Here is a 16,543-nt window from a genome sequence, read left to right as displayed (position 1 = left end):
AGCACGGGAACGGCGGCTCGCAGCGGGCCGGACCGGTCGCAGATCAGCCGTGGTTGACGCAGGTGTTGCCGAACGCGGGGTTCAGCAGACCGATGATGTCGATGGTGTTGCCGCACAGGTTGACCGGAACGTGGACCGGGACCTGCAGCTGGTTGCCGGAGATGACACCGGGGGAACCCGCGGCAACACCCTCCGCACCGGAGCTGGCCATCGCGGTGCCGGCACCGGCCGCCACGATGCCGACTACAGCGGCGCCGACGGCGGCCGTCTTCTTGATGCTCATACGAGCCTCCTGACTGTTCGACAGAGATGCACGGGGAGTGCGACATCTCCAACGAGACCCGGTCGAGCCGGTTGCTGGGGCACCCCCACTGTCACCCATCCGGAGGAACGGAACGGCCCGCCAGGCATTCGGGTGATCAGCACATCCGACCGTTTCCCCCCGAGCGCTCCCTCGTTCTCCCTGGCGGAACACGCTCCGCCCCGCTCCTCACGACGCTCTCTACGACGAATCGAGTCCCGCACATGCGCAAGCTCGCCCACGGCGTCCTCGGCACCGCGGCCACCGCCGCCCTGCTGGCCGCCGGCGCCGGCGCCGCCCACGCCCACGGCGCGTCCGCCGAGGGCGTCGCGGCCGGCTCCCCCGGCGTGGCCTCGGGCAACCAGATCCAGATCCCGGTGCACGTCCCGGTCAACCTGTGCGGCAACTCGATCAACGTGGTCGGCCTGCTCAACCCGGCGTTCGGCAACACCTGCGTCAACGCCTGATCCCGGGCGGCACCGCCGCCCGGCCCGCCCCCAGACGGGCGGCACCTCGACTCCGGGAGATCCGACGCCGGTCCAAGCCCGTCCGGAATTCCTCCTGGTCGTGCGTCTGCACGAATTCTTCCCGGCCGTGCGGGAATCGTTCGCGACGCGCGGTGAAGCGGCGGCCGAATCATCGCCCGAGCCATGGGCGACACGCGCCATCTGGGCCGCCCGAGTGACAATCACGGCATTCCCAGAAGCCGACGGGCAAGGATTTCACCTCGCCCGGCTCCCGACTATTCCACAGACGGTCGGGCAGAAAACGGAGGAAGAACCACATGCGTAACCTCAAGAAGGCCGCCGCCCTGTCCCTCGCCGCCGCCGGTCTGGTGGTCGGTGCGGCCGGCGGCGCGTTCGCCAGCTCCGGCGCCCAGGGTGTCGCCGCCGGCTCCCCGGGTGTGCTCTCCGGCAACCAGATCCAGATCCCGGTGCACATCCCGGTCAACGTCTGCGGCAACTCCATCGGGATCGTCAGCATCCTGAACCCGGCGTTCGGCAACACCTGCGTCAACGCCGGCTGAACCGGCGGTCGCCGCACCGGTGACCGCCGTACTGCCGAATCCGTGCCGCACCCCGCCAGTGGCGGGGTGCGGCCCGCTACCGTGTGTGATCGAGGAGATCAACCCCCATGCAGAACGTGAAGAAGGCCGCCGTCCTCTCCGCCGCCGCCGCCGGCCTGGTGATGGGTGCGGCGGGCGCCGCCTCCGCCAGCTCCGGCGCGGAGGGCGTCGCCGCCGGCTCGCCCGGTGTCGTCTCCGGCAACCAGCTCCAGGTCCCGGTGCACATCCCGGTCAACCTGTGCGGCAACTCCGTGAACGTCATCGGCCTGCTCAACCCGGCGTTCGGCAACACCTGCATCAACGCCGAGGCGCCGCAGCACCACGTCGAGGACGACTGCTGATCCCGTCCGGCACGCGTTCCGGCCGCGCTGCCCTCCGGCCCACCGGCCGGGGGGCGGTTCGGCGTACCCGGGCGCGGTCCGGCCGCGCCGGGACCCACTCCCCCGAAGGGTGATTCCGCATGGTTTCGAAGAAGAGCGGGGCCGGCCTCGCCGCCGCCCTGGGTGCCGCGATGCTGCTCGGCGGCGCGGGAGCCGCACACGCGGCCCCGGCCGAGGGCGGTGCCTCGCTGACCAAGACCGACCTCGCCCAGGCACTCGGCGGCACGACCACCGGCCTCGGCTACGGCGTCGCACCGATCAAGGACCTGCGTCTGGACCCGTGGGCCAACTCCTCGGCCGACGTGCTGAACAACGGCGCGACCGTCAAGCCGGAGAACACCGGCCTGGCGCCGATCGGCACCGAGACGCTGACCGGTCCGCTCAGCGCCGGCGGCGGACCGCGCGACCTGCCGGTGGTCGGCCAGCTGCTCGGGGCACTGCCCGGCTGAGCCGGACGCCCGGCGGCCGTCCGCGATCCGCGGCCGTACGCGGGAGAGCCCGGCACCCCCGTTCGGAGCGGGGTGCCGGGCTCTCCCGTGTACTGCGTCCGGCGTGCTGCGCGCTGCGGTGCGGGCGGCTGCTACAGCTGGGCGAGGCCGGCCAGGCCGGTCTCCTGCGCCACGCCGGTGGCGGTCGCGGTGGTGGTGGTCGCCAGGTTGCCCACCGAGTCGGTCACCGAGATCCGCTCGTCCTCGTTGCCGAGGGTGGCCTTGGCCCCCGGAACGGCCTGGACGGCGCCGGTCACCAGCCGCGGGTCGATCTCGTCCACCTTGACCCGGCCGCCGGCGAGCTGTCCGGTGCCGTCCTGGACGACCGAGAGCGGCCTGCCGAGACCCAGCCCGGGGGTGTCGGCGTGCAGCGGCGCGGCCGGGGCGTCCAGCAGCAGCTCGCCGAGGTCGGCGCCCTGGTCGACCAGGGGCAGCGGCAGCTCGGCCTTCGCGGTCGGGCCCACCTTGCCGGTGCCGAGGGCGGGGACGATCCGCTCCGGGATCAGCGCGCCGCCGGTGGTGTGGGCGGGCACGGGGGGCATCAGCAGCGAGGTCGGGATGCCGCCGGAGATCCGGCTGCCCAACGGCGCCACCGGCACGTCCACCGGGACCTGCTGGGTCGCCAGCTGGTCCTCCAGCGCCCCGACCTGCTCGGGGCTGACCGGGGCCGCGGCCGAGGCCGCCCCCTGGGAGGCGAGTACGCCCGCACCGACCGCCAGCAGCATCGCGCCGGCCCGCTTGGAGAACCTCATGCTTTTCACCGTTCCGCCTGTCCGTACTGGAGATCTCTGGGGAGGGCTGCGCGGGCGCAGCCCAAAGCAATCTGTCTCAACGAGCCACCGGGATCCCGGATTGCGGGCGTTAACCGGTTCGGGCTAATAATCCGACCGGGAAGGGGTTCGGGTCGCGCCTCCCGGACTCTTTTCAAAAATCCCCGTAACCTTCCGTGCCGTCATTCTTTGATCTGAACGTCAGTGACTGCAGACCGGGTCTGAGCGTTGTACGCGTTGTACGCACGGAAACTCAAGAGCATTTCAGAGAGGGATCTCCCCATGATCCAGAAGTCCTTCGCCGCCGCCGGGCTGGCTGCCGCCGCGCTGGCCGCCGCCGCCGCGCCGGCCTCGGCCATCGGTGACTCGGACGGCTCCGCCGGGTCCTTCCAGGGCAACGGCGGCACCAACTTCACCGGCACCGTCGGCGACCACAGCCCGAACTTCCACTTCCTGGACAACGCGAACGTCTGCCTGCCGGAGATCCACAACATCGCCGTCGGCGTGCTCGGCGTGGCCGTCCCGGTCGAGGTCCCGATCGCCAACAGCGGTGGCAAGCAGTACTGCACCCAGGGTCAGGGCACCCAGACCAAGGGCGACTCGGGCGTCTCCCACCTCATCGGCTGACCGCTCGCCCCACCTGCGTCACCCCTCCAGAACCACCCTTCGAATCGCTCCCCGATTCATCCCCCGAGAGGAACACCGAAATGATCAAGAAGTCCCTCGCCGCCGCCGGCCTCGCCGCCGCCGCCATCGCGATGTCCGCCGGCTCGGCCTCGGCCATCGCCGACTCGGACGGCTCCGCCGTCTCGGTCCAGGGCAACGGCGGCACCAACCAGACCGGCACCCACGGCGACCACAGCCCGAACTTCCACACCCTCGACAACGCGAACATCTGCCTGCCGGAGGTCCACAACATCGCGGTCGCCGTCCTCGGCGTGGCCGTCCCGGTCGAGGTGCCGATCCTCAACAGCACCCCGAAGCAGATCTGCAACGTCGGCCAGAACACCCAGTCCTCGGGCGACGCGGGTGTCTCGCACCTGATCGGCTGATCCTGCGGCACGGTGCGGCGGAGGGCCCGGGGACGTCTGGTCCCCGGGCCCTCCCGGCGTACGGGACCGGACGTCCGGCCGGCCGCACTCCGCGTGCGGGCCGGCCGGGTGACAGGCCGTCGGAACGGCGCGTGGGGCGCCGGTGCGGACGGCAGCGTGTGTTCACGTGTCAGAGCTGCCGCCCGGACACGGACCGGAGCACACGTCAGAGGCAGAGCGTTCCGACCGGACGCTCCGGAAGAGAGGGCAGATCCATGAAGAGCAAGCTGGGCAAGGTCGCACTGACCGCCTTCGGCGCGCTGGCGCTGGCCGGTGTCGCCACCCCGGCGTCCGCGCACGTCGGCCTGGTCGGCGGCGGCGAGTTCGTCGCGTCGGCCGACCCGGTGTTCGCGGCCGGCGAGTGGTGGGGTCTCGCCCACACCTCGAACATCCACACCGGCGGGCACGGATGGGGAGCCGCCACCTCCACCGACCTGATCGGCGGCACGGAGGGCTTCGCCCACATCGGCGGCTGGGAGAAGTAGCCGAAAGGCCGGGCCCCTCACCACAGAGGGGCCCGGCCTTCGTGCGTCCGCTGCTACTTCAGCATCCCGGCGGCCTCGACCGCCCAGTAGGTGAGGATCTGCTCGGCGCCGGCCCGGCGCAGCGACGTCAGCGTCTCCAGGATCATCCGCTCCCGGTCGATCCAGCCGTTCGCCGCGGCCGCCTCGACCATCGCGTACTCGCCCGACACCTGGTACGCCGAGACGGGCACCGGCGAGGCGTCGGCGACCTGGCGCAGGATGTCCAGGTAGGCCATGCCCGGCTTGACCATCACCAGGTCGGCGCCCTCGGCGACGTCCAGCTCCAGCTCGCGCAGGGCCTCCCGCGCGTTCGCCGGGTCCTGCTGGTAGGACTTGCGGTCACCCTTCAGCGAGGAGCCGACCGCCTCCCGGAACGGGCCGTAGAACGCCGAGGCGTACTTGGCGGTGTAGGCGAGGATGCCCACGTCCTGGTGGCCGGCCTCGTCCAGGGCCCGCCGGACCACCGCGATCTGGCCGTCCATCATCCCGGACGGACCGACCAGGTGGACGCCGGCGTCGGCCTGTACCCGGGCCATCTCGGCGTAGCGCTCCAGCGTCGCGTCGTTGTCCACCGAGCCGTCGGCGGCCAGCACGCCGCAGTGGCCGTGGTCGGTGTACTCGTCCAGGCAGAGGTCGGACATGACCACCAGGGCGTCGCCGACCTCGGCGACCACGTCCCGGATCGCCTGCTGGAGGATGCCGTCGGGGTTGGTGCCCTCGCTGCCGACTGCGTCCTGCACCTCCGGGACGCCGAACAGCATGAGGCCGCCCAGGCCCGCCTCGGCCGCCTCGACCGCGGCCCTGCGCAGGGTGTCGCGGGTGTGCTGGACCACCCCGGGCATCGACGAGACCGGCACCGGCTCGCGCACGCCCTCGCGGACGAACACCGGCAGGATCAGCTCCGCCGGGTGCAGCCGGGTCTCGGCGACCAGGCGGCGCATCGCCGGGGTCGACCTCAGGCGGCGCGGGCGGACGTACGGGAATTCAGCGGACACTGCTTCTCTCTCCGAACGGTGGTGCGAGTGCCGGGGGCGGCGGGTGGACCGCCCCCGGCCGTTGTCAGCGTGCGGCCTTGCGGCGCGAGCCGGGACGACGCTCGCTGGGCCGGTAGACCGGCTCGCCGGCGGCCGTCGCGGTGTCGCGGCGCTTGGCCCCGAAGTCCGCCAGTGCCTGGGCCAGCGCGGCCGCCGACGGCGCCGGGGCCATCACGTCGACCCGCAGGCCGTGCTCCTCGGCGGTCTTCGCGGTGGCCGGGCCGATGCAGGCGATGACCGTCACGTTGTGCGGCTTGCCCGCGATCCCGACCAGGTTCCGCACGGTCGAGGACGAGGTGAACAGCACCGCGTCGAAGCCGCCGCCCTTGATCGCCTCACGGGTCTCGGCCGGCGGCGGCGAGGCGCGCACCGTCCGGTACGCCGTCACGTCGTCGACCTCCCAGCCCAGCTCGACCAGGCCGGCCACCAGGGTCTCGGTGGCGATGTCGGCGCGCGGCAGCAGCACCCGGTCGATCGGGTCGAACACCGGGTCGTACGGCGGCCAGTCCTCCAGCAGGCCGGCGGCGGACTGCTCGCCGGACGGCACGAGGTCCGGCTTCACGCCGAAGTCGACCAGCGCCTGCGCGGTGGTCTCGCCGACCGCCGCGACCTTGATCCCGGCGAACGCCCGGGCGTCCAGGCCGTACTCCTCGAACTTCTCCCGCACGGCGCGCACCGCGTTCACCGAGGTGAAGGCGATCCACTCGTACCGGCCGGTGACCAGGCCCTTGATGGCCCGCTCCATCTGCTGCGGGGTGCGTGGCGGTTCGACCGCGATGGTCGGCACCTCCTGCGGCACCGCGCCGTACGAGCGGAGCTGCTCGGAGAGGCCGTGCGCCTGCTCCTTGGTCCGCGGCACCAGGACGTTCCAGCCGAACAGCGGCTTGGTCTCGAACCAGGAGTGCGAGGAGCGGTGCGCGACCTGCTCCCCGACCACGGCTATGACCGGGGTGGCCGGGTCCACCGGCGCCGACACCGGCGAGGGCAGCACCCGGGCCGCCTTCAGGTCGGCCGCGATGGTGGCCAGGGTGGCGGTGAAGGTGCGCTGGCGGGTGGTGGTGCCGGAGAGCGTCGCGCTCAGGGCCGACTCCGGCTTGCGGCCGTTGGAGACCAGCGCGTTGGCGGTGGCGGGCAGCTGGCCCAGGGTGGTCCGCACCACCAGGGTGGTCTCCTGCGCGCCCAGGTCCACCGGCGAGCCGGCCAACAGGGCCGCGCCCTCCACGAACCGGACGTCGGTGCCGGCCGCGCCGCGCAGCGGCACACCGGCGTAGGCCGGCACGCCGACCGACTGGGCGACCCCGGGGATCACCTCGAAGGCGATCCCGGCGCCGGCGCAGCCGAGCATCTCCTCGGCGGCACAGCCGTCCAGGCCCGGGTCACCGTCGACGGTCCGCACCACGTGCTTGCCGGACCGCACGGCCTCGCGGACCAGCTCGGCCAGGTCGAACTCCGGCCCCTCCGCACCCGGGGCGTGCACCTGCACGCCGGACGGGCAGTGGCTGCGCACCGCGGCGGCGGTCAGCGGGTCGGCGACCAGGATGTCGGCCGAAGCCAGCACCTCGACCGCGCGCAGGGTCAGCAGGCCCGGGTCGCCGGGGCCCGCACCCAGGAAGGTGCATCGACCGGTGGCGGGGACCACGCCCCCGAACGGGCTGTCGGCCGGGAACGGGCTGTCGGTGGCGGCGGTGGGGCTCATCGGGCTCGCTCCCCCATCAGGGCGGCCGCGCCCGCGTCGAGCAGCCGGGCGGCCAGCGCGCGGCCGAGGGCCGCCGCCCGCTGCTCGGCGGTCTCGTCGAGGACGATCGGACCGTCGGCGGACATCTTCAGCAGGGTGGCGCCGTCGGTGGTTCCGACCACGCCCTCCAGCCGCAGTTCGTTCTCGTGGCCCCGGACCGCCAGGCCGGCGACCGGTGCGGAGCAGCCGGCCTCCAGGGCGGACAGCAGGGCGCGCTCGGCGGCCACCGCGACCCGGGTGGGGGTGTGGTCCAGAGCCGACAGCGCGGCAGCCAGCGACCCCCCGTCCGGAAGTACGGCGGTGGGGGTGCACTCGACGGCGAGCGCACCCTGGCCGGGGGCCGGGATCATCAGCTCGCGGTCCAGGTGCTCGGTGATCTCGGCGGCGCGGCCGAGCCGGTTCAGGCCGGCGGTGGCCAGCACCACGGCGTCCAGCTCGCCGGAGGCGACGAAGCCGATCCGGGTGTCCACGTTGCCGCGGATCGCCACCGTCTCCAGTTGTGCGCCCCGGGCCCGGGCCCAGGCGTTCAGCTGCGCCATCCGGCGCGGCGAACCGGTGCCGATCCGGGCCGTGCGGCCGGAGCCGGCCAGCTTCTCCACCAGCTCGCCCAGGGTCAGACCCTCGCGCGCCACCAGGGCGTCGCGGAAGTCCTCGCGCTCGGGGACGGCGGCCAGCACCAGACCCTCGGGGGCGGCGGTGGGCAGGTCCTTGAGCGAGTGCACGGCGAAGTCGATCCGGCCCTCCAGCAGCGCGTCGCGCAGCGCGGAGACGAAGACGCCGGTGCCGCCGATCTGGGCCAGCGCCTCGCGCGAGGTGTCGCCGTAGGTGGTGATCTCCACCAGCTCGACGGGGCGCCCGGTGAGCCGGGTCACCTCGCGGGCGACCATGCCCGACTGGGCCATGGCGAGCGCGCTGCGCCGGGTGCCGAGCCGCAGGGGTGCGGTGGCGTCCGGGGACTGGCCGGTGAGCGGTTGACCATTCATGAGGTGATCGTCCCGGTGGTACTCGTGGGATGGCTGACGGTTCATCTGGCGCCCCCGCCCGCAGGCTGCTGGGTGCCGATCGGTGTGCCGGAGACCGCGTGCACGGCGGCCGGGTCGAGGTCGAACAGCTCGCGCAGCGCGTCCGCGTAGGAGGCACCGCCCGGCTCGGCGGCGAGCTGCTTCACCCGTACTGTCGGGGCGTGCAGCAGCTTGTCGACAACCCGCCGGACGGTCTGGGTGATCTCGGCGCGGGAGCGGTCGTCCAGCGCGGGCAGCCGGGAGTCCAGGCGGCCCAGCTCGGCGGCGACGACCTCGGAGGCCATCGCGCGCAGCGCCACCACGGTCGGGGCGATCCGGGCGGCCCGCTGGGCGGCGCCGAAGGCGGTGACCTCCTCGGCGACGATGCCGGAGACCGCGTCGACGTCGCCGGCGCCGGGGGTCGCCGCGTGGGCGTGCGAGAGGCTCTCCAGGTCGACGAGGAGCGCGCCGGGCAGCTCGTGCACGGCGTGGTCGACGTCGCGCGGCATGGCCAGGTCGAGGAAGGCGAGCGGGGTGTCGGCGTGGCGGGACGCCACTGCGGCGGCGACGTCCTCGGACCTGATGACCACGCCGGCCGCGCCGGTACAGGAGATCACCAGGTCGACGTCGGCCAGCGCCTCGGGCACCTTGGCCAGTTCGAGGGTGCGGGCGACGTCCGCGCCGAGGATCCCGACCAGCCGCTCGGCCCGCTCGGGCGTCCGGTTGGCGATCAGCAGGTCGGTGACGCCGGAGCGGACCAGCGTGGCGGCGGCCAGCGAGCTCATCGAGCCCGCGCCGACCACCAGCGCCCGCTTGCCGGCGATCTCGCCGGCGCCGGCCGCGACCTGCTCCAGGCCGAAGGTCACCAGTGACTGGCCGGCCTTGTCGATGCCGGTCTCGCTGTGCGCCCGCTTGCCGACCCGCAGCGCCTGCTGGAACAGCTCGTTCAGGCCGCGCCCCGCGGTGTGCTCGTCCTGCGCCCTGGCCAGCGAGTCGCGCAGCTGGCCGAGGATCTGGCCCTCGCCGACCACCATCGAGTCCAGGCCGCAGGCCACCGAGAAGAGGTGGTGGACGGCGCGGTCCTCGTAGTGGACGTAGAGGTGGGAGGTGAGCTCCTCCAGGTCGACCCCGCTGTGGTGGGCGAGCAGCAGCGACAGCTCGGCGACGCCGGCGTGGAACTTGTCCACGTCCGCGTACAGCTCGATCCGGTTGCAGGTGTTCAGCAGCGCGGCCTCGGCGACGGTCGCGGACGCGGCCGCGTCGTGCAGCAGCCGGGTCGGGACCTCACCGGTCAGGGCGGCGCGCTCCAGCACGCCGACCGGGGCGGTGCGGTGGCTCAGCCCTACGACGAGAAGACTCACGCCCGACCCCCGGTACCGCGGATCCCGATGCCCGAGCGGCGTACGCCGCGCTCGGCGGGCGCGTCGGACGGCACCCGGCCGCCGACGATCCGCCCGTAGTGCCCCTGCTGCGCGTGCTGCCCGCTCATGCCGGCATCACCGCGGAGAGGTCACCCTCACCGGGCTTGCCGGGCTGGGACTTCGCCGCCGGGTCGCCGTCCTTGGCGGGCTCGGTGGCCGGGCGGGCCTTGGTGCTGCCGCCGGCGGCACGGCGCAGCTTGGCGGCGGCCGCCCGGACCGGGCCGGGGGCGCGGTCGAGCACGGACTCGGCACGGTCCGGCTCGTCGCCGGCCTTGCGCTGCTCGTGGAAGGCGAGGATCTGCAGCTCGATGGAGAGGTCCACCTTGCGCACGTCGACGCCGTCCGGGACGGTCAGCACGGTCGGGGCGAAGTTCAGGATGCTGGTGACACCGGCCTCGACCAGCCGGTCGCAGACCTGCTGGGCGGCACCGGGCGGGGTGGTGATGACGCCGATCGAGACGTGCTGGCTCTCCACGATGGACTCCAGCTCGTCCATGTGGCGCACCGGGAGGCCGGCCGCACTGCTGCCGACCACGGCCGGGTCGGCGTCCAGCAGGGCCGCGACCCGGAAGCCGCGGGAGGCGAAGCCACCGTAGTTGGCGAGCGCGTGGCCGAGGTTCCCGATGCCGACGATGACGACCGGCCAGTCCTGGGTCAGGCCCAGCTCGCGGGAGATCTGGTAGACGAGGTACTCGACGTCGTAGCCGACGCCGCGGGTGCCGTACGAGCCCAGGTAGGAGAAGTCCTTGCGCAGCTTGGCGGAGTTCACCCCGGCGGCGGCGGCCAGCTCCTCGGAGGAGACCGTCGGCACCGAGCGCTCGGAGAGCGCGGTGAGCGCGCGCAGATAGAGGGGCAGGCGCGCGACTGTCGCCTCCGGGATTCCCCGGGCACGCGAGGGTCGGCGCGCGGCGCCCTGCTCGGGCGTCTGCGAACTGCTCTGTGGTGATCGGCCGATTGCCACGGTGCTCCTGTGGGTGAAGCTGGGCTTTGGCAGCCAGGCTATGCGTTTGTGAACGTGTGCACAAAGATGGTGTCCGATTTGTCCCCACACAGTGATGCGCATCACGCCGTGGCACCTATAGCACCGGGCGCTTTCCGGGCCACCGCCGGGGGCGGTGCAGCGGGTGGCCGAGGGCCGTACAACGGCTCGCGCGGGAGCTCACGGCGGACCAGCGGGACCGGCTCCCCCTCCGGCCGGGACCGGGCGCCGCCCAACCTCGGCCACGGAACCCGGGCCGCCGCCCGCAGCGGCTCCACCCAGTCGCCGGGCGGACAGGACGGCGCACCCAGGCAGTGCCGGAGCAGCCCGGCGGTGGCCCGGGCGTCGCCCAGCGCGGTGTGGGCCGCGAACCCGCCCAGACCGGCCGCCTCCACGCAGGCCGCCAGGCCGAACCCGCGGGCCTCCGGCAGGTGGGTCCGGGCCAGCCGCATCGTGCAGAGCAGCGGCACGGAGGGCAGCGGGACCCCGATCCGGGCGAACTCACGATCGAGGAAGGCGTGGTCGCAGGTGACGTGATGGCCGACCAGCACCCGACCGGCCAGCAGCTCCAGCAGCCTGGGCGCGATCTCGCGGAACCGCGGGGCGCCCTCGACGTCCTCCTGCGCTATCCGGTGCACATGGGTCGGGCCCACCGGCCCGAGCGGGTCCAGCAGCGTGCAGAACTCGTCCTCCGGACGGAGCCGCTCGTCCAGCAGCACCACGGCGACCTCGACCACCCGGTGCCGCCAGGGGCTGCGGCCGGTCGCCTCCACGTCCACCACGGCGAAACCCCCGGGCCCGGCCGACGGGGCGGCGGGCGGCCCTGGGGGCGCCGCGGGGGGCGGACCGGGAAGCATGGCGGCACTCCTCGCGTGCTCAGCCCCCCATGGGCGCAGACGAGTTCGATCGTAAGCCGAGCACCGGGGGGCGCCCCAAGCCGCGTGCGGGGATTCTTCACAACGATTCGGCGAACCGACCCCGCCGACCGGCGGGGGCGCGGGCGCCGCCCGCCGGGCCCCCGGGGGGCGTCAGCCGCCGAGCGCGGCGCGCAGACGCTTCTCCTCCACCCGCCAGAAGTCGTGCTGGCGGCCGTCGATCAGGGTCACCGGGATCTGCTCCCAGTAGCGGCGGTAGAGCTCCTCGTCCTGCGTGATGTCCTTCTCCTCGAAGGTCGCGCCCAGCTCGCCCGTCACCCGGACGATCACCTCCCGGGCGTCGTCGCACAGGTGGCAACCGGGCTTGGCCACCAGGGTCACGGTCCGCTCGGCCGGCTTCGGGTTCTTGTCACGTCGCAGCAGTGGGCTCACCCCGCCATTGTGCGCCGCCCCTACAGGCCGCCGGACGGCGGCCGGGGACGGCCGGGGCGGCCGGGGCGGTCGGGGACGGTCGGGCGCGGTTCCGTGGGCGGTCCGGGGGCGACGGGGCCGCGGCCGGCGCGCGGAGCGGCCGGTCGGGCGGACGGCGCGGCTGTTCACCGGCCCGGCACGCCGCCGTCACGGCCGCCCCGCGACCCGCTGGCTATGCTCGGTGACATGGCCGTGCTCCGAAGGCTCCTCCAGACAAGGCGACCCACCACCGCGCGGATCGCCCTGGCGGGCGAGGCCGCGGCCGAGGCCGCGGAGGCGGCCCTGCGCACCGCGCCGCAGCCGCCCGCCGACGTGGAGCCGGCCCCCGGGACCGTCGCCGGGCCGAGCGGGGAGACCGGGCCCGCCGGGGAAGGCGCCGAGGAGAGCGCCGGGGAGGGCGCCGGGCAGCACGCGCGGCACGGCAAGGCGCCCAAGGCCCCCACCGAGAACCACACCCCCGAGCCGGACGACCCGCGCGCCGCCGCCTTCTTCGACTGCGACAACACCATCCTGCGCGGCGCCGCCATCTTCTACCTCGGCGTCGGCCTCTACCGCCGCGGCTTCCTCACCCGCCGCGACATCGCCCGCTTCGCCTGGCAGCAGGCGTGGTTCCGGCTGCACGGCGCCGAGGACCCGGACCACATGGCCGACGCCCAGCACACGGCGCTCGGCCTGGTCGCCGGCAAGCGGACCGCCGACCTGGAGGCCCTCTGCGAGGAGGTCTTCGACGAGGTCATCGCCGACAAGGTCTGGCCCGGCACCCGCGCCCTGGTCCAGATGCACCTGGACGCCGGCCAGCGGGTCTGGCTGGCCACCGCCGCGCCGGTGGAGGTGGCCAGGATCATCGCCGCCCGGCTCGGCATGACCGGCGCGCTCGGCACCGTCGCCGAGGCCCGCGACGGCGCGTACACGGGCCGGCTGGTCGGCGAGATGCTGCACGGCCCGGCCAAGGCGGCGGCCGTCCGCTCGCTGGCCCGCCGGGAGCGGCTCGACCTGGACCGCTGCGCCGCGTACAGCGACTCGGCCAACGACATCCCCATGCTCTCGCTGGTCGGGCACCCGTACGTGGTGAACCCGGACGGCGCGCTGCGGCGGCACGCCCGCTCGCAGGGCTGGCGCGTCCGGGACTTCCGGACCGGCCGGAAGGCGGCCCGGGTGGGCCTGCCGGCGGCGGCCGCGCTCGGGGTGACGGCGGGCGCGGTGGCGGCGGCGGTGGCCCTGCACCGCCGCCACCGGGCCTGACCCCGGCCCGGACCCGCCCGGGCGCGCACCCGGGCCCGATCCTCCCGCCAGGCCGCCCGACGGAGTGAGCCCGGTCAATTCGCGCGCTGACCAGGCCGCTCTTACGGGCTAACTCCGGCGCGCCGGACGTCGATTCAGGGTCATCGACCGAACCCGACACCAGGTGACCGGTTCTGATCGCTCGTCAGTCCGGGAAAGTCAGGGGTTATCCGCGCCCAGGACAGGGAAACCGCCCCCCGCGCCGCCGAATTGGTCACCCGGCGCACCCGTTCGGTCACGTTGGGCCGGATGATCGATGACACGTTCGGTCAGTGTCAGCCTTATAAGTGGTCAATGCGGATCCCAAACGACCACTTCGACCACACGGTGTAGCTGTCATTGCACAAAGCGTTATTCTCTCCTGGATGCGCGTCACCCACCCGCCCCGGCATGACCGGGTGGTGCGGCCGTGCTCTCCGCGCAGGCGGAGGTGATCCGTCCACAGTTCTGCCTCTGGGAGTCCCGTGTACCCACCCGTCCGGAACGACGCGCCTGCACCCTCCCGCCCGTCGTCCGCGCCCCTGCGCTCCCGCACCAGCCTCCGCGGCCGCCCGGTCCCGCCCCGGCAGATCTCCACCGGCCTCGAACTGCTGCGCACCCTGCTCCGCAGCCAGCTCGTGACCTCGCCCCAACTGGTTCCCGCCGGAGCCGCGTTCGGCCCCGGCCAGCCGCACACCGGAGCCCCCTTGCTGCGCACCACCGCAGCCGGCTCGGCCGGCTCCGCCGGCACCGGTGCGCGCGGACGGACCGGAGCCGCCGGCACGGGCGGCCGGAGCCGGACCCGAACCACCACCGGCCCCGGCTACGAGACCGAGCACAATCCGATCATGGAGCTGGTCGAGCGGGCCCAGGCCGGCGAGAGCGAGGCCTTCGGCCGCCTCTACGACCACTACTCGGACACGGTCTACCGCTACATCTACTACCGGGTCGGCAGCCGGGCCACCGCCGAGGACCTCACCAGCGAGACGTTCCTGCGCGCGCTGCGCCGGATCGGCACGTTCACCTGGCAGGGCCGGGACTTCGGCGCCTGGCTGGTGACCATCGCCCGCAACCTGGTCGCCGACCACTTCAAGTCCAGCCGGTTCCGGCTGGAGGTCACCACCGGCGAGATGCTCGACTCCAACGAGTGCGAGCGCAGCCCGGAGGACTCGGTCCTGGAGTCGCTGTCCAACGCGGCCCTGCTGGAGGCGGTCCGGCGGCTCAACCCGCAGCAGCAGGAGTGCGTCACACTGCGCTTCCTGCAGGGGCTCTCGGTCGCCGAGACGGCGCGGATCATGGGCAAGAACGAGGGCGCCATCAAGACCCTCCAGTACCGCGCCGTCCGCACCCTGGCCCGCCTGCTCCCGCCCGACGCGCGGTGAACGGGGCGCAGGCCGGGGGCGGCCCCGGCGCGGCGGGGGAGATAACCGGCGGGCCGTCATCCCCGATGGCGGTCCGACACGTCCGGGTGAACGGTCGGTCCGATGATCAGCCGTGCGTAACCGACCGCCCGCACCACTCGTTGGCCAGCGTGCAAGCCTCCACCAGGCGTACGGTCAAGTCGAATTGCGACCTCTCACCCGATGGAGTGGCATTGGCTTGCCGGGGCAACCGTCCGGCAGGCCGGGGTGTCGACAACGACGAAGGGAGGTGTGGCCCGTGACGGCAAACGTGCTGGAGCACCGGCGGGCGAAGGCCTTCGCCGAGGCGCTGGAGGCCCACCAGGCGGAGCAACTCGCTACCGACGGCGCGGAAACGGCCAGGAGCACGGCCGGCAGCGCAGGTCCGGCCACCATGGCCGGGCTCATCGACATGGTCGGCGCGCTCGGCGCGCTGCCCGGCCCGGAGCTGGACCGCGAAGTCCGGACCGTCCAACGCGCCCAGCTGATGGCCGCGTTCGAGCAGGCTTTCGCCGGTGGACCGGGCGCCACGGTGCCCCGGCAGCGCCGCCATCGGGCGATCCGGAGCGCACCGCGCGGCCGCTGGAGCCGCCGGTTCGCGATCGGCGGGCTGGTGGCCGGGCTGGCCGTCGGGAGCCTCGCCGGCGCCGCGGCCGCCAGCACCGGGGCACTGCCGGGCGATCCGCTGTACGGGATGAAGCGCGGCCTGGAAGGACTCCGGCTCAACCTCGCGGAATCCGACACCGAGCGCGGCGAGCTGCTGCTGGACAACGCGGCCACCCGGCTCGGCGAGGCCCGGTCGCTGGTCGGGCGGACCGGAACCGGCGGCTCGCTCAGCCCGGGCACGGTCGACCAGGTCCGCAAGGCGCTCGACGACATGCACGCCGACGCCCTCCGGGGCCGCGACCTGTTGCGCGCCGTGTACCGCAGCAACGGCTCGCTCGACCCGATGCGCACCCTCGCCGGCTTCGCCGAGGGCGAGGACGGCGCCTGGGCCGAGGTCCAGTCCAAGCTGCCCGTCCAGCTGATCCCGCAGGCCCACCTGGTGGAACAGCTCTTCGACGACATAAGCGAGGACGTCGCGCCCCTGCGCCTGGCCGAACCGCCCGCCAAGAGCGGTGCACCGGTCGGCGGCGGGGCGGGCGGCGGCGCGCAGACCCCGGCCACCGGTGGGGACGGCGGTCCCGCCGGCACCACGGCCACGGGCGGCAACCCGGCTCCCGGCGCGCCCGCGCAGGGCGGCTCCGGCGCGGGTCCGGCCGGCAGCACGGCCGGCAGCGGCAGGCCCGGCACCGCCGAGCGTGCCCCGTCCGCGGGGGCGACCGTTCCGGCGCCTCCGGCCGCTCCCGGCGCCCCGGTCGACATCCTGCCGAGCAGCGTGCCCGGCAACGTCGTCCCGGCCCCGGTCGGCGGGCTGGTCGACAACCTCACCAACGGGCTCACGGGCGCCAAGCCCTCGCCCAGTCCGGACCCGGCGCCGGACCAGGCACCGGCCCAACCGTCCGCCACGCCCAGCCCGACCGCCGACGGCGCCCCGCAACAGGGCGTCGAGGTGCCCCCGCTGATCCCGGGCCTGCTGCCCGGGCTACGGATCCTCGGCGGCTGAGCGGCCGGCAGGACGATCGACCGCGTGGTGGTGACGCGGGTGGGCCCCGGTGGACGCGTCGTCCACCGGGGCCCCCCCGCCGTGGGCGCCCGGGCGGCGGGGGACCCCCCCCCGCGCGGGGGCGGGGGGGGCCCCCCGGGG

At 74.2% G+C, this 16,543-nt stretch carries 20 protein-coding genes; 10 read left to right on the top strand and 10 right to left on the bottom strand.

All coding sequences use genetic code 11. The features are described 5' to 3' along the window. Nucleotides 1-43: 43 nt before the first annotated feature. On the bottom strand, nt 44-283 hold the full coding sequence (locus ABZY91_RS17345) for a chaplin (RefSeq protein WP_329885518.1): 240 nt from the start codon (nt 281-283) through the stop codon (nt 44-46). A 242-nt stretch (nt 284-525) separates the two neighbouring features. Between ABZY91_RS17345 and ABZY91_RS17340 the strand changes: the two genes are divergently transcribed. The 4 genes from ABZY91_RS17340 (at nt 526) to ABZY91_RS17325 (ending at nt 2,196) form a co-directional block, all read left to right on the top strand. After that, nucleotides 526-768, top strand: a complete 243-nt coding sequence (locus ABZY91_RS17340) for a chaplin (protein ID WP_329885519.1) — start codon at nt 526-528, stop codon at nt 766-768. 317 nt (nt 769-1,085) lie between these two features. After that, nucleotides 1,086-1,328 (top strand): chaplin, encoded by a 243-nt coding sequence (locus ABZY91_RS17335; protein WP_329885520.1) that lies wholly within the window; start codon nt 1,086-1,088, stop codon nt 1,326-1,328. Between the two features lie 107 nt (nt 1,329-1,435). Beyond that, nucleotides 1,436-1,708, top strand: a complete 273-nt coding sequence (locus tag ABZY91_RS17330) for a chaplin (RefSeq protein WP_329885521.1) — start codon at nt 1,436-1,438, stop codon at nt 1,706-1,708. A gap of 119 nt (nt 1,709-1,827) precedes the next feature. After that, the gene (locus tag ABZY91_RS17325; RefSeq protein ID WP_329885522.1) at nt 1,828-2,196 is read left to right on the top strand and encodes a hypothetical protein; all 369 of its coding nucleotides are present in this window, start codon (nt 1,828-1,830) and stop codon (nt 2,194-2,196) included. A gap of 131 nt (nt 2,197-2,327) precedes the next feature. Here ABZY91_RS17325 and ABZY91_RS17320 read toward each other — a convergent pair whose 3' ends face one another. After that, nucleotides 2,328-2,987, bottom strand: a complete 660-nt coding sequence (locus tag ABZY91_RS17320; RefSeq protein ID WP_355403248.1) for a hypothetical protein — start codon at nt 2,985-2,987, stop codon at nt 2,328-2,330. A gap of 300 nt (nt 2,988-3,287) precedes the next feature. Here ABZY91_RS17320 and ABZY91_RS17315 point away from each other — a divergent pair, with 300 nt between their 5' ends. The 3 genes from ABZY91_RS17315 to ABZY91_RS17305 all read left to right on the top strand — a co-directional run bounded on the left by ABZY91_RS17315 (nt 3,288) and on the right by ABZY91_RS17305 (nt 4,581). Continuing rightward, nucleotides 3,288-3,632 carry a rodlet layer protein gene (locus ABZY91_RS17315; protein ID WP_327678144.1) on the top strand — a complete coding sequence of 115 codons (345 nt, stop codon included), beginning with the start codon at nt 3,288-3,290 and terminating at the stop codon, nt 3,630-3,632. An 80-nt stretch (nt 3,633-3,712) separates the two neighbouring features. Then, nucleotides 3,713-4,057: a rodlet layer protein gene (locus tag ABZY91_RS17310; protein WP_327678146.1), complete on the top strand. Its 345-nt coding sequence runs from the start codon at nt 3,713-3,715 to the stop codon at nt 4,055-4,057. Nucleotides 4,058-4,311: 254 nt separating this feature from the next. After that, a complete protein-coding gene (locus ABZY91_RS17305) occupies nt 4,312-4,581 on the top strand; it encodes a hypothetical protein (RefSeq protein WP_355403245.1) in 270 nt (89 codons plus the stop codon). 53 nt (nt 4,582-4,634) lie between these two features. Here the strand turns inward: ABZY91_RS17305 and hemB are convergent, their stop codons facing one another. The 8 genes from hemB to ABZY91_RS17265 form a co-directional block, all read right to left on the bottom strand. Continuing rightward, nucleotides 4,635-5,615 (bottom strand): porphobilinogen synthase, encoded by a 981-nt coding sequence (gene hemB / locus ABZY91_RS17300; protein ID WP_355403243.1) that lies wholly within the window; start codon nt 5,613-5,615, stop codon nt 4,635-4,637. Between the two features lie 64 nt (nt 5,616-5,679). Next, nucleotides 5,680-7,350, bottom strand: a complete 1,671-nt coding sequence (locus tag ABZY91_RS17295; protein WP_329885527.1) for a bifunctional uroporphyrinogen-III C-methyltransferase/uroporphyrinogen-III synthase — start codon at nt 7,348-7,350, stop codon at nt 5,680-5,682. Further along, nucleotides 7,347-8,372, bottom strand: coding sequence for a hydroxymethylbilane synthase (gene hemC, locus ABZY91_RS17290; RefSeq protein ID WP_329951433.1), 1,026 nt, complete (start codon nt 8,370-8,372; stop codon nt 7,347-7,349). Before hemC ends, ABZY91_RS17295 begins: the two co-directional genes overlap by 4 nt. 41 nt (nt 8,373-8,413) lie before the next feature. After that, nucleotides 8,414-9,751 carry a glutamyl-tRNA reductase gene (locus ABZY91_RS17285; protein ID WP_329885529.1) on the bottom strand — a complete coding sequence of 446 codons (1,338 nt, stop codon included), beginning with the start codon at nt 9,749-9,751 and terminating at the stop codon, nt 8,414-8,416. After that, nucleotides 9,748-9,879, bottom strand: coding sequence for a hypothetical protein (locus tag ABZY91_RS17280; RefSeq protein ID WP_355403240.1), 132 nt, complete (start codon nt 9,877-9,879; stop codon nt 9,748-9,750). Before ABZY91_RS17280 ends, ABZY91_RS17285 begins: the two co-directional genes overlap by 4 nt. Beyond that, nucleotides 9,876-10,772 (bottom strand): redox-sensing transcriptional repressor Rex, encoded by an 897-nt coding sequence (locus ABZY91_RS17275; RefSeq protein ID WP_329885532.1) that lies wholly within the window; start codon nt 10,770-10,772, stop codon nt 9,876-9,878. The genes ABZY91_RS17280 and ABZY91_RS17275 overlap by 4 nt, the downstream gene beginning before the upstream one ends. A gap of 101 nt (nt 10,773-10,873) precedes the next feature. Beyond that, on the bottom strand, nt 10,874-11,572 hold the full coding sequence (locus ABZY91_RS17270) for a 3'-5' exonuclease (RefSeq protein ID WP_355403237.1): 699 nt from the start codon (nt 11,570-11,572) through the stop codon (nt 10,874-10,876). Between the two features lie 246 nt (nt 11,573-11,818). Beyond that, nucleotides 11,819-12,097 (bottom strand): glutaredoxin family protein, encoded by a 279-nt coding sequence (locus ABZY91_RS17265; protein WP_355403235.1) that lies wholly within the window; start codon nt 12,095-12,097, stop codon nt 11,819-11,821. A gap of 225 nt (nt 12,098-12,322) precedes the next feature. Between ABZY91_RS17265 and ABZY91_RS17260 the strand changes: the two genes are divergently transcribed. The 3 genes from ABZY91_RS17260 to ABZY91_RS17250 all read left to right on the top strand — a co-directional run bounded on the left by ABZY91_RS17260 (nt 12,323) and on the right by ABZY91_RS17250 (nt 16,402). Then, nucleotides 12,323-13,378, top strand: a complete 1,056-nt coding sequence (locus tag ABZY91_RS17260) for an HAD-IB family hydrolase (RefSeq protein WP_355403233.1) — start codon at nt 12,323-12,325, stop codon at nt 13,376-13,378. Nucleotides 13,379-14,034: 656 nt separating this feature from the next. Beyond that, the gene (locus ABZY91_RS17255) at nt 14,035-14,778 is read left to right on the top strand and encodes an ECF subfamily RNA polymerase sigma factor, BldN family (protein ID WP_329885746.1); all 744 of its coding nucleotides are present in this window, start codon (nt 14,035-14,037) and stop codon (nt 14,776-14,778) included. A gap of 277 nt (nt 14,779-15,055) precedes the next feature. Beyond that, entirely contained in the window at nt 15,056-16,402 is a 1,347-nt protein-coding gene (locus ABZY91_RS17250) for a DUF5667 domain-containing protein (protein ID WP_355403230.1), read from the top strand. The last annotated feature ends 141 nt before the right edge of the window (nt 16,403-16,543 follow it).

This window comes from Kitasatospora sp. NPDC002965 (genome assembly GCF_040611255.1).
Classification (GTDB): Bacteria; Actinomycetota; Actinomycetes; order Streptomycetales; family Streptomycetaceae; genus Kitasatospora.
This window is presented reverse-complemented; position numbering and strand designations above follow the sequence as displayed.